Below are 13,119 nucleotides of genomic sequence, written 5' to 3'. Positions count from 1 at the left end.
ACGATCAAAAATTGATCGGACCCATATCATTTTTGCAAGGCAGGAATTGCGAACCGGAAAGCGAATAGTGTTGTTCGAAAGATCGACGATGAAGCAACCATTCAAAACAACGGGGAGGGTCCATCATGAAGAAGCTCATCTTCCGCGGCCGTTCGGGTTCCATATTCGCGAAGGTGCTGTACTCCTACATACTAATCATTACTTTGCCGCTGATCGTATTCGGTGTGGCGACCTATTATTGGCTGACGAATGCGATCGAGAAGGAAACGCACAAGACCTACAGCGGCATCGCGGAAGATATTCGCACGGAAGTCGACCGGAACTTTCAGACGTTGGACTCGTTTGCGGTTCAACTGTCTTATATGCCTTGGGCGGTCAAGCTGATGAACATGGAGGGCAGCAGCTTAAGCTATGACCGGCTCGACATCGGGGTGCTGCTCGGCATTCTGCAGGAGCTTCGCATTTTCCAGGCGACGTACCCGTTCGTCGATGAGATTGCAATCGATTTCAGCGGCAAGGATACGATCATTTCGACCGTCGGCAAAGACAGCCGTGAGCGGTTCTTCTCCGACCTGATCCGCTACAAGCGGCTGACGGCGGGAGACTGGTCGGATAGGCTGTCGCAGCTGAACAACCGGACGATGCTGCTGCCGGAGGAGGCGAGCGTCCTGAATCAGTCGAAACGCCTCCTTACCTACCTGCATGCGCTGCCTCCCGGAGATTCCGTGTTCCAGGCGACGCTGCTGCTTTTCATTAAGGAGGAGACGATTCAGCAGCTGCTCGGCAAATCGGCCCTGGTCAAGCAGAACGGCAGCGTCTATGTAACCGACCGGCAAGGGCGCTACGTTACCGGCTACGGCGGCAATGCCGCTATCCGGGCGGCGCTGGAGCGGCAGCTGGCCCAAGGTACGAGCGGCTCCGTGCAATCAATGCGCACTGAGGACGGAACCGGTTACGCGCATGTCCAATCTGCGGAGGGGGCGAACGGTTGGACGTATCATCTGGTCGTGCCGGACAATATGCTGACCGCCAAGCTGAAGAGCGTCCGGCTGATGGCGATAGCGCTTATGATGTTTTATTTGCTCATCGGCGTGACCGTCTCTCACTTGCTGGCGCGGCGGGACTACCGTCCGATCGAGCAGATGCTCAGTCTGGTGCGAGCCCGGCTGCGGCCGGCCGAGAACGGCAGCAACGAATATGCGATTTTGCAAAATGCGATCTACGCCATGCTGAATGACGCGGACCGCAGCGAGAGCGAAATATTGCTGTACAAGCCGCTCGCCCGAAACACATGCTTAAGCAAGCTGCTCAAGCATGAATCGGACCACGTGGACTATGCGGAGACGGCCCGCACGATGGAGCTGCTGGATATCTCGTTCCCGCACGAATATTACCGCTGCCTTGTTATGCTGCTGGACGAAGGGCAGTTGAACCCGGAAGCCCTGCTCGAGCAGCTAAAGCCCGAGCTGGATCAGCGGCTCGTCGCGATGTATTGGGTCGAGCTTGACGGGCGAAGCAAGGCGCTCATTCTTAATGCGGACAGCGGCGAAGCCGAGGAAGAAGCGGTTGGGCTATTGCGGGAAGGGCTGCGGGGGGCGTCCGTCGCCTACCGGGCGATCGGCGCCGGGAGGCAGTACCGGAGCCTTGTTGAGCTGCACTTGTCCTACGCCGAGGCGCTTCGCGCGCTGGAGTACCGGTTCATTCAGGAGGACGGCGCTATATTGTATGCGGAGCGATTCTCCGATACCCACGAATGGAAGGGAACGATCGGCGAGGAAGAGGAGCTGAAGCTGGCGATCCGGAACGGCAATGCGGCGAGCGCGGTCGAGATGGCGCATCGGGTCGTTCGGACCGAGCTGCAAGCAAGCCGTCTGCCGCTCGGCGGAATCCGGTTTTTGTGCTATCGGGTAGCTACATGCGCCCTCGCCGCTCTGGAGGAGCTCAATATCGCCCGGACGCCGTCGGTCAGTCCGAACGAGCTGCTGCAGCAGGAGGAGCCGGGTACTATGCTCGATACGATTCGCAGGCTGTACGAGGAAGCCGCCCGGCTCGCCGCGGAGGAGCGGCAAAGCCGCAACGACCATTTGATTCGGGAAATCCGGACGTATTTGGAGCAGCATTATACCGATCAAAATTTGTCGCTTACCTCGGTCGCGGATACGTTCGGAATCTCTCCCTCGTATTTGAGCCGTTACTTCAAAAGCCAGACCGGCACGAACTTCGTCGACTATGTGAATCGCCGCCGCATCGAGGCTTCGAAACGGCTGCTGACCGGCGAGACGACGATCGTGCAGGTCGCGCAAAAAGTCGGCTTCGACAACGACATTACGTTCCGCCGGCTGTTCAAAAAATATATGGGCATTACGCCGAGCCAATATAAGGGGAACCCGTAGGCCAGTTGGGCAAAAAACAAATTTTGTATGGCATAGAGCAAGCATCGTTCGTAGACCGCTATCGCCGCCGCCGACTATACTAAGGCCAGCCGGTGCATAAAACCGGCGAATACGAAAAGGGGGTTCCCATGAACAAAACAAGATCAGCAACAGCAGCGTTTGCCTTTATTATGACATGCGCTATCGCGGCCACCGGCTGTTCGAACGCCGGGACCGAAGGGATGGATGCAACGCCCGTCCCGTCTCCTCGCCCGTCAGAGGATGCCAAAACCGCAGGCTCGCCTTCCAACCCGATGCCTATCGTGAAGGACGGCTCCGTAACGCTGACGGTGGCGATGCCCGACAATCCGTACGCGGCGGCAAGCCTGACCCAGAACTTGCCTGTATGGCAGGAGATCGAGAAGGTGACCGGGGTGAAGATCAAATGGGAGGTCGTGCCGAACAGCCAGTTCACGACGGCGATCCAAACCCGGCTCGCCGCAAGAACGAATTTGCCGGATATCATCTTCACCCGATTCGATTTGGGCAAATACGGAGAAGACGGCTTGCTGCTCCAGCTGGACGATCTGCTGAAGAAGTACGGAGAGAACGCCGCTGCGGTATTCAAGGAGAAGCCTTTGCTGCCTGCGCTGCTTAAGACGCCGGACGGCAATACGTACCGGTTGGCCGGAGCCAGGGACGAGGAGGTGGCCGCAGGTCCGTACGGCTGGCTCCTTCGCAAAGATTGGCTCGACAAGCTGGGACTTAAGGAGCCCGAGACGGTCGACGATTGGTACAGCGTTTTGAAAGCGTTTAAGGAGAAAGATCCGAACGGGAACGGCAAAGCCGACGAAATCCCGATGACCAACTACGACGGGACGGCGCAGCTCTACTACTGGGGCAACGCCTGGGGTTTGCATCTGCGGACGAGCGACGGTTTCTACCCGGACAAAAACGGCAAAATTCAATACGAATGGCTGGACCCGCGGGCCAAGGAAATGGTTGTGTTCCTGAACAAGCTTGTAAAAGAAGGCCTGCTCGACATGGAATTCGCCGTGAACAACAAGGACCAGGCCACTTCGAAAATTATTCGCAGCCTGTCCGGCGCCGTTCTGGGATGGCAGGAATCGAATCCGCTGTGGATCAACAAGCTCAAGGAAGCGGGCGAAGCCAATGCGCAGTGGGTTATGACGAAGCCGCCCGCAGGGCCGAACAATTACAAAGGACATATCGAGACGACGTGGCTCGCCAACGGCAACGCAGCCATCACCAAGGACTCCAAATATCCCGATATCGCATTGCGCTGGCTTGACTACGTTATCTACAGCATGGAAAATTCCAAGCGCTCCACGCTGGGCGTTGAAGGAAAGACGTATACGATGAAGGATGGGAAGCCCGTGTTTACGGACTTCGTTCTGCACAACCCGGACGGGCTCGGTCCGGTCGAGGCGGTGCGCTCGATCGGCGCCTGGCAGCTGAACAGTCTTGTAATGAAGAAGGAATATGTGTCGATGCTGAAGCTGACGGATGAGACGCTGGCCGAGCGGGCGAAGCTGGTGGAGCCGTATATCGTGCCCGTCGTGGAATTCGCCGCCCCGACGAATGAGGAATCCAGCCGCTTGAACCGGAAACTGACGGACATTACGACGTACAAGGACGAGATGGTCGCCAAGTTCATTCTCGGTCAAGAGCCGATCGATAAGTGGGACAGCTTCACCAAGAGAATTCGGGACATCGGCATCGACGATGTGCTTGCGGTGCGACAAGCCCAGTACGACCGCCTTATGGCGGGCAAGGCCAAGTGACGAACCAGCATAAATTGCATGGCGGCGCGGATTGCCGCGAGTCGGCGATCGTACACTGCGGCCGGCAGCCGTTTTCGCGCCCGACCGTGCCGAGGAGAGAAGCGTTCCATGATTGACGACACCCGATTTCCATCCCCGCTGGCCAAAGCGGGGACGATACAGCGCGAGTCATACTGGAGACGGCATGCGAAATTATACCGAAGAGACAAATATTTGCTGCTTATGACGGTTCCGGCCGTGCTCTATTTTCTTATCTTTCATTACATGCCGATGTACGGCCTGCTGATGGCGTTCAAAGACTTCTCGCCGTCGAGAGGCATCTGGAACAGCCCGTGGGTCGGGCTGCGCTGGTTCGAGGAGTTTTTCGGCTCCATTCACGCGTTCCGGTTGATTAAAAACGTCCTGCTGCTCAACCTGTACAATCTGATCTGGGGCTTCCCGATACCGATCGCCTTCGCTTTACTGGTTAACGAAGTCAGGAGGCAGGCGTTCAGGCGGTTCGTCCAGTCGGTCAGCTATATGCCGCATTTCATCTCCGTCGTCGTCATTGTCGGGATGACGGTGACGTTCCTGTCTCCGAACAGCGGCATCGTCAACGCAGCCCTGGTGAAGCTCGGCTTGGAGAAAATCAACTTTCTGAGCGAATCCGGCTGGTTCCGCACCATCTATATCGGCACGGACATCTGGGCAAGCTTCGGCTATAACTCCATCCTTTATTTGGCGGCCATCACCGCGATCGATCCCCAGCTGTACGAGGCGGCGAAAATCGACGGCGCGGGACGGTGGAAGCAGATGGTCTACGTCACGCTGCCCGGACTCGCTTCTACGATCGTCATCCTGCTGATCTTGCAGCTGGGGAGAATGATGAGCGTCGGATTCGAAAAAATTATTTTGCTGTACAATCCGGCTACATACGATGTAGCCGACGTCATATCGACTTATGTGTACCGGATCGGGCTCGTGGGAGGCGAATTCAGCTTTGCGGCCGCGATCGACTTGATGAACGCCGTCATCAATTTCATGCTGATCGTCGCGTTTAACCGGCTGGCGAGAAAATGGACGGCGATCTCATTATGGTAAGAAGGAGGACGCCATTGTCTACGACCGGAAGTTCCGCGGACAGGTGGATCGACGCGTTCATTACCGGCATCATGCTTGTCGTGATCGCCGTCTGCCTGTACCCGCTCTTATACGTATTCAGTATGTCGATCAGCGATCCGCTCGCAGCCGCGAAGCTGGAAGTATGGCTGTGGCCGAAAGGCTTTTCATTGCAATCCTACAAACTGGTCATGAGCAATCCCGACGTATGGACGGCGTACGGCAATACGATCTTTTACACCGTCGTCGGGACCGCAGTCAATGTCGTCGTGACGCTGCTCATCGCCTACCCGTTGTCGCGCCGCAGCTTCGTCATTCGGAAGCCGCTTACGCTGTTCATCGTGTTCACGATGCTTTTCAAGGGAGGCCTGATCCCGACGTTCATTCTGGTGAACCAGCTCGGGCTGTATAACACGCGATGGATATTGATTGTGCTCGGCGCGGTAGGCGTATGGTACGTCATCATTGCCCGCACGTTCTTCGAGTCGATCCCGGAGTCGCTGATCGAGTCGGCGAAGCTGGACGGCGCCAGCGATATGGGGATTTTGTGGCGCATCATCATCCCGCTGGCCATGCCGATCACGGCGGTGCTTATTTTATTTTACGCCGTCGAGCATTGGAACAGTTATTTCAGCGCGCTGATCTACCTTCCCGACAAGGATTTGCAGCCGCTCCAGCTTTATCTGGTGAAGGTGCTCGTCGAGAATACGCAAAGCTTGGCCGATTCGGTTACGATGGGGGAAGAGAAGAGTCTCGCCATCATGCAGGTGAAATATGCGATCATTATCGTATCGACGCTGCCGATTTTGTTCATTTACCCGTTTTTGCAAAAATATTTTATCAAAGGCGTCATGATCGGTGCGATAAAGGGCTAGGCCTGTCAGATGGTATCACAAGAAAACTCACCGGAACGAAGCAAGGCGAAATCATAGACAATTGATAGAAGGCAGCTCTCGGGTGAAATGCCCCGGAGCTGTCATTGTTTGATTTAGCAAAAAATTGCCCAAAAAAAAATCGCATGGATGTCGATTAAACCGTCTCCCGTTCGTCGTCTATATAGCGGCGAAGTTCAGGGAGGGAAGCGGGAAGGCCGCTATGCGCCTCATAGACCTTCATTTTACATTAAAGGAGCGAATAAAAAATGAATCAGGAAGTAACCGATTTTATCGAAGCGTTAAAAGAACCGTGGCATAAGGAGCTTTCCACCGGTCTGCGTGAAGTGGTCCGTCAAGCGATTCCAAATGTACATGAACGCATCCAATATAAGAAGCCCCATTTTTTGAAAAACGGAAAATACGCCGCAGCCATCTCGACATCGAAAGAAGCGGTAAGTTTTACCATATTTAATTGTTCGGCTTTAGAATTTCCTGAAGGCATGTTCGAAGGTCCTCCGGAAAGAAAAACATTGAAGCTGCGCAAAGGGGATACGTTTGATTCCGAGCAATTGGTGTCACTGGTCGGACAGGCTTCCGGCACGCTGTAGATAAAAGATTTTGCAAGCGTGTCGGCTTCCTAATCCCGCGCCTGGTACGGAAGGACAATGAAATCGGCGATGTATGGGCGGAAATAGCACAGAGGGGCGGCGAGCCCCTCTTCTTCTTATCCTATCTCTGCCAGGTAACTGGTTTATCGAGTATGACGCCATCTGTCTGCACCCATTGACGGAGACTGCCCTCTTGGGCTTGAATGACGATGAAATACAAATCGCCGGCACCATTATTGCGAAGCGTACGTTCGCCTTCAGGCGACACACGAATAGCCGTTCCTTCCTGCACATCAAAAATCTGTCCGTCCACCTGAAACTGACCTCGTCCGCCGATGAAAAGATATAGCTCCTCATTCTCGCGATGGGTGTGATAGAACGGAATAGAGCCGCCCTCCGGCAGTTGGTTCAATGAAACTTCCAGACCGGTTAGTCCAAGCCTGTCTTTCAGAAAGTACTTACCGGGAGCAGGGTCCTTTGACATATTCAAAAGATTGCTCAAAGGACCGGCTTCCACAACGCTGAAATGATTACCATTCATTTGTAAACTTCCTTTCAAGTGGAGTTAAGTAGGCGCATGAAGAATCATGCCTGACACTCAGTATATTCTATGTACTTGCAATTTGCAATTACAAACTTGCAGAATGCAAGCGTGAATTGTATAATTAAATTATGAAAAAGCGAACTTCCACCGTTTGTCCCATTGTATATGCACTCGACATCTGGGGCGATCCCTGGAGCCTGGTCATCTTGCGAGACGTCCTCATTCACAACAAGCGGTATTACCGCGAGTTTCTTGCCTCGCGCGAGCGGATCTCAACCAATATATTGAGCGCACGGCTCCAATCGCTCGTCGAAGCGGGCCTGCTCGTTAAGATCGAAGGAGAGACGAATCGCGCACAAACGATGTACCGTCCGACGCCAAAAGCTCTTGATCTGTTTCCGGTCGTATTTGCCATTATGCACTGGGGGCTTAAACACAATCCGAATACCGATATGAGTATACCGATCATGCAGGAGCTGATAACCGACGAAAAAGGGCTGGAGCAGCGTCTAAGGCGGAATTTCGACGATATTGCTCCATAGTAACCGCTGTATTTCTCTTGAGCATTGATACTGATCATGGCGGAAGAGTGCTCCGCCGGCCGTGTTCGCTCAAGTAGTGATTTATATCACATCCTATTATTTTCCTGAGCGCTATAATGTAACTATCAAACGTATGAGGTGATGGACGATGCTGTACTCTAAAATTCTTGTTGCTTACGACGGCTCGGAAGCTGCAGACAAAGCTCTCGATTCCGCAATAAAGCTAGCCAAATTGAACCATTATTCGAAAGTGGATATCATTCATGTTTACAGTCCCCCAACCTACGTCGTAGGCGGCGCGGTTTTCATTGCCCCCGTTGCGGTAGAAAACAACGATGCGGAATATTCCGAGCAAGTCGTAGCCAAGATCAAAGAGAAAATAAACGATTTTACGAATATACATATCGAGGTAAGACAGGGCGTTATAACGAAAGAAATTTTGGGCTATGCCAACGAAATCGAGGCGGATTTGATTGTGATTGGCAGCAGAGGACTTAGCGGCATTGGCGAATTTGTGCTCGGCAGCGTCAGCCACAATGTCGTTCAGCATGCCAAGGTTCCGGTGTTGGTAATTAAGTAAAATAAGTAAAGTCAAAGCAGCGGCAGACTAGGGCCATTCGGTTCTTCGTCTGTCGCTGCTTTTCTTTCGATCGGGGCAATAAAATTATGCATGTGGACATCCGTTCCGGCGAACGGCGAGACCATTTTTTTATGAATATGAAGGCCAAATGTGATATGATATGGTTTATTTTAATTTGCAACCGCCCGGGAGGAACCGATGTGAGCCCGATTCGCTTAACCCGCAAAAGCTTCTCGCAAAAATTAATCGCCAGTCTGGCCGTTATTATCCTGTTCACCTTTGCCGTATCGGGCTATATTAGTTATAAAATTCATCTCAACTTGTTTACGGACGAGATCAGCGAGCAGTTCTCCAAGACGAACGAGCAGGCGGCGGCCCGGCTCGATTTGCAAATTCGCGATATTTACCGTATTTCCAATTTCATTGTATTCCACCCATATGTACAGCAGGTGCTTGAGCGTTCGGCACAGACCGAGCAGCGGGAGACGTATACGCAGCTTTCGGATCAAGACGAGCTGAACAAGCTGTTGTTTCAGGTCAAATACGACGAGCCGAAGCTGATCGGGATGTATCTTTACGACACGATGGAAAACGGATTTATATTCAGCGGGACGAATAGTTCCTTTACTGCTCAGCTGCCGAAGGAAGCGTTCACACAGATCAAAGCTTCGCTGGAAGGATCTTTCGGCAACCTGATCTGGTTCCCTCTTCAGCTGCCCAGCCGCAATGCGGATTCGGGGTATCAGACTTTTTTTGCGGCGGCCCGGCAAATGAAGACGGTGCAGCAGGAACCGTACGGAACGATGGTGATGCTGTTCGATCAATCGCTCATTTCCGAATATTTGGACGATCTTGTCAAGGATGCGCAGGCCAATGTATTTCTATATGATAAAATGGACCGTCTCGTCTATAGCGATATATCGGATGCGGGGGCGGCGCCGAAGCCCGGAGACGTGGGGAACCGCAGCACGATGGATGTGGATAGTAAACCGTATCTGTACGCGAAGAGCCGCTCCGGCCAAGTCGACTTTACGCTAATCAGCCGCGTATCGCTGGATTCGCTGCAATCGCGCAGCGGCATCATTGTTCAAGTGAATCTGCTGATCGGCATTATCAGCTTGTTGTTCGCCGGGTTGCTGGTCGCTTGGACAGGCAGCCGGCTGCTCCGTCCTCTGCGCGAGCTCGTTCGGGGGATGGCCCGGATGAGGGAAGGCGATATGAAGACCCGGCTTGCGGTGCGCACGGACGATGAGCTGGGCTTCCTGGCGCGTAATTTCAACTCGATGGCGGAGCATGTGGATACGTTAATCAAGGAAGTATACGAACGGCAGTTAAGTGAACGCGAGGCGGAGCTTACCGCGCTGCAGGCTCAGCTGAATCCCCATTTTCTTCATAATACGCTGGATACTATTTATTGGATGGTTTATTTGAAGGATGATCGCGAGACCGCCACGCTCGTCGTATCGCTATCCGATATGCTGCGCTACGCTCTGGAGCCGGTTGAGACCGACACGACGCTGGAAGACGAGCTGAACCAAATTCGCAGTTATTTGACGATTCAAAATCACCGGTTCGGCCACCAGCTCGAGACGATCGTTGAAATGGAGGAAGAGCTCGCGGGCATTCCTGTGCCGCGGTTAATTCTTCAGCCGCTGGTCGAAAATGCGTTCGTTCACGCCTTCACGGACATGCCTGACGGTCAGATGCTCAGCATTCGCGCCTACCGGGGGATGACGTCTGATGCATCTGATGCTCGGACGACGGAAGCGGCGCCGGCGATCGTCATCGAGATTATAGATAACGGCAAGGGCATGACGGCGGAGCAGATCCGTTCCATCCTAGGTTCAGCGCGGGGCGCCCGAAGACAGATCCAACCGGGTGAAACCGCTTCCGTCACCGAAAAGAGAAGACGCACTCACATCGGGATTCGCAGTGTGATCCGAAGGCTCGATCTGCTCTACGGCGAGCCGTACGGACTTAAGATCCAATCCTTGAATGGAGCTGGAACGACATTCAGAATGTATATACCACTGGGAGGGAACATAAGCAGATGACAGGCAGCATCATGATCGTAGACGACGAGCCGTTAATCCGCAGAGGGCTCAGGAAGCTGATCGAGACTAACGACCTGGGCTGGCGCGTGGCCGGCGAAGCGAGTAACGGGCAGGAAGCGCTGCTGCAGCTGGAGGAGCTGAAGCCGAATCTGATCCTGAGCGATATTCGGATGCCGCTGATGGACGGGCTGGAGCTGGCCCGGCACATATCGGAGCGCAGCTGCGGGACGGCGGTTATTCTTCTGACCGGCTTCCGGGACTTCGAATATGCTCAGGCGGCCGTGCGGTACGGCGTGAAAGATTTTTTGCTGAAGCCGTGCCCCGAGGAGGAGATTTGCCGCGTGCTTCGCCAAGCCTGCGAGCAGCTGCGGGTGAAGACGGAGCAGAGGCGAGTCCGAGAGGATCATGCCTTGCGTTCGGTTCTTCTGCGATTGCCCCAGCCGGCAGGGGAGCCGCTTCAGTCGATGGATTGGCTGAACGGACGGGACTTCTGGCTGGTCAGCGTAGAGACGTTTCTCCCCCAAGGCAAACAATACCGGGCCGAGGATGTAGAGCTGCTGCAGTTCGCGATAAGCAATATCGCAGCGGAGCTTATGTCGAGCCGGGGGAGCGGCGGACGCTGGATGACGGTGGAATACGGGAGATTTGCCTTTTTTCTCGAGCCGGATTCCGAGGACGGGGCATTCTTCGAGCATTTGCTGAAGACGGTGCAGCGTCTGCTCGGGCTTCCGCTAAAGGCGATGCGACTCGGGCCGGTCAAGACGGAAGCGGATGCCGAGCGGCTGTATGTTATGCACAGCGCCGCTTCGCCGCTCCTCGCAGCTTCCGACAGCAAGTACAGTCGGATCGACGAAGCGAAGGTGCAGGCGCTTCATGCGGAAATTACTTCCCTGCTGCTGCTGGGGAAGCATTCGGAGATCGGCGCCATCCTTCGGCAAAGCTTCGAGAGCCGGCCGGAGGTGCCGCTGGCCGAGCGGAAAGCGGATGCGCTCTGCCTCGCAGCGGTCATCCGCGAGGTGCAGCGCAAGGAGCTGGAGAAAGAAGCGGAACCGGGAGACATCGCCTCCGAGCTGGAAGGGCTCCTGGGTCTGTCATCGACCGATGCCGTCAACGAATGGATTTCGGAGCGGATCAGCTCGCTGGAGCGCGCTACCGCGCAGTGGCTGGAGGAGCGCAAGAGCGGGCTCATCGAACGGGCCATCCGTTATTTGGAGCAGCATTACATGGAGGAATGCAGTCTCGCGGCTGTAGCGGCCCACGTTCATTTGAATCCGAACTACTTCAGCAACCTGTTCAAGAAGCAGACAGGCGAGAGCTTCAGCGGCTATTTGACCAGGCTCCGTATGGAGAAAGCCAAGCTGCTCTTAACGAATACGGATATGAAAATTATCGAGATCGCCGAAGCGGTCGGTTATGCGGATTCGAATTACTTCGCTACGGCCTTCAAGCAGTCGGCAGGCTGTTCGCCGAGCGAATACCGCAAGCAGCCTCGTACTTAAACTATAGCGCCCTGACGGAGATTCGAGCCGTTCAGGGTCTTTGTTTTTTTCACTTCTGTAAAAATTCAAGATTTGCCCGTAGAGAATGAAGGAATCGCCGGCGAATTTCGATTTACAATGAAGATGCGAAAGAAACAGAGAGGAGCAACCATGCTATGGCAACCGTACCAACCTCCGGGAACCCCGCTGTCATGACCGAGCAATCCGCATCCGACGCCGAGCTGCAGCGAAGGATGAGACAGGCGTCGCGCCGCCGAAGATGGAAAGCGAATATTCCGTTAATGCTGCTATTTATTCCCGGACTGCTCTACTATGTCATCTTCAAGTATCTCCCGATGGGCGGCCTGATGATCGCCTTCAAGGATTACAATTTTTTTGACGGGGTGCTGGGCAGTCCCTGGATCGGCATGCATAACTTCGAGACGATCTTCAAGCAGCCGCAGACGCTGAACATTATCCGCAATACGATTGTGCTCAGTCTCTTGAACGTAATTGTCGGCTTTCCGTTTCCGATTGTTCTTGCGATTTTGCTGAACGAGGTCAGAAGAACATGGTATAAGAGATGGATTCAGACGATCGTGTATTTGCCTCATTTCTTCTCTTGGGTCATTATCGGGGGCTTTATCTTTACGCTGTTCGCCACGGAATCCGGGACGATCAACCAGCTGCTGAAAGGATGGATGGAAGAGCCTTTCCCGTTTTTGTTCAATCCCGGATCATGGATCGCCATCTATGTCGGCTCGGGCATCTGGAAGGAGATGGGCTTCAGCGCGATCATCTATTTGGCCGCCCTCACTTCGATTGACCCCAGCCTGTACGAATCCGCCAGCTTGGACGGGGCGAATAAGCTGCAGCAAATACGACATGTCACGCTCCCCGGCATCAGTACGACGATCGTGCTGTTGTTCATTCTCGCCATGGGACGCATTATGGAGGTCGGCTTCGATCATGTCTACGTGCTGCAGAATGCCGTCGTCTCCAATGTAGCGGACGTAATCAGCACTTATATGTACCGGGTAGGTCTGCAAGGAGCGCAGTTTAGTCTGACGACGGCTATGGGCTTGTTCGAATCGATCGTGGGCTTAATTCTCGTGCTCAGCGCCAATGCGCTGGCCCGTAAGTTCGACCGGGGACTCTGGTAG

At 54.2% G+C, this 13,119-nt stretch carries 11 protein-coding genes; 10 read left to right on the top strand and 1 reads right to left on the bottom strand.

The window, feature by feature from the left end; genetic code table 11:
- The first annotated feature begins 125 nt into the window (after positions 1-125).
- From SK3146_RS01280 to SK3146_RS01260, 5 genes are all read left to right on the top strand, one after another.
- Entirely contained in the window at positions 126-2,393 is a 2,268-nt protein-coding gene (locus SK3146_RS01280) for a helix-turn-helix domain-containing protein (protein ID WP_249863356.1), read from the top strand.
- 128 nt (positions 2,394-2,521) lie between these two features.
- On the top strand, positions 2,522-4,177 hold the full coding sequence (locus tag SK3146_RS01275; protein WP_249863355.1) for an extracellular solute-binding protein: 1,656 nt from the start codon (positions 2,522-2,524) through the stop codon (positions 4,175-4,177).
- A gap of 108 nt (positions 4,178-4,285) precedes the next feature.
- Positions 4,286-5,257: an ABC transporter permease gene (locus SK3146_RS01270; protein ID WP_249863354.1), complete on the top strand. Its 972-nt coding sequence runs from the start codon at positions 4,286-4,288 to the stop codon at positions 5,255-5,257.
- Between the two features lie 14 nt (positions 5,258-5,271).
- A complete protein-coding gene (locus SK3146_RS01265) occupies positions 5,272-6,150 on the top strand; it encodes a carbohydrate ABC transporter permease (RefSeq protein WP_249863353.1) in 879 nt (292 codons plus the stop codon).
- A gap of 266 nt (positions 6,151-6,416) precedes the next feature.
- Positions 6,417-6,758 carry a DUF1801 domain-containing protein gene (locus tag SK3146_RS01260; RefSeq protein WP_249863352.1) on the top strand — a complete coding sequence of 114 codons (342 nt, stop codon included), beginning with the start codon at positions 6,417-6,419 and terminating at the stop codon, positions 6,756-6,758.
- 121 nt (positions 6,759-6,879) lie between these two features.
- On the opposite strand, the gene SK3146_RS01255 is transcribed toward SK3146_RS01260, so the two are convergent.
- Entirely contained in the window at positions 6,880-7,299 is a 420-nt protein-coding gene (locus SK3146_RS01255) for a cupin domain-containing protein (RefSeq protein WP_249863351.1), read from the bottom strand.
- A 131-nt stretch (positions 7,300-7,430) separates the two neighbouring features.
- Between SK3146_RS01255 and SK3146_RS01250 the strand changes: the two genes are divergently transcribed.
- The 5 genes from SK3146_RS01250 (at position 7,431) to SK3146_RS01230 (ending at position 13,119) form a co-directional block, all read left to right on the top strand.
- Positions 7,431-7,844, top strand: coding sequence for a winged helix-turn-helix transcriptional regulator (locus SK3146_RS01250; protein WP_249863350.1), 414 nt, complete (start codon positions 7,431-7,433; stop codon positions 7,842-7,844).
- Between the two features lie 148 nt (positions 7,845-7,992).
- A complete protein-coding gene (locus SK3146_RS01245) occupies positions 7,993-8,424 on the top strand; it encodes a universal stress protein (protein WP_249863349.1) in 432 nt (143 codons plus the stop codon).
- A 200-nt stretch (positions 8,425-8,624) separates the two neighbouring features.
- A complete protein-coding gene (locus SK3146_RS01240) occupies positions 8,625-10,478 on the top strand; it encodes a sensor histidine kinase (RefSeq protein ID WP_249863348.1) in 1,854 nt (617 codons plus the stop codon).
- The gene (locus SK3146_RS01235) at positions 10,475-11,977 is read left to right on the top strand and encodes a response regulator transcription factor (RefSeq protein ID WP_249863347.1); all 1,503 of its coding nucleotides are present in this window, start codon (positions 10,475-10,477) and stop codon (positions 11,975-11,977) included. The genes SK3146_RS01240 and SK3146_RS01235 overlap by 4 nt, the downstream gene beginning before the upstream one ends.
- 191 nt (positions 11,978-12,168) lie before the next feature.
- Entirely contained in the window at positions 12,169-13,119 is a 951-nt protein-coding gene (locus SK3146_RS01230; RefSeq protein ID WP_249866140.1) for an ABC transporter permease, read from the top strand.

This window comes from Paenibacillus konkukensis, assembly GCF_023523925.1.
GTDB classification, from domain to species: Bacteria; Bacillota; Bacilli; order Paenibacillales; family NBRC-103111; genus Paenibacillus_S; species Paenibacillus_S doosanensis.
This window is presented reverse-complemented; position numbering and strand designations above follow the sequence as displayed.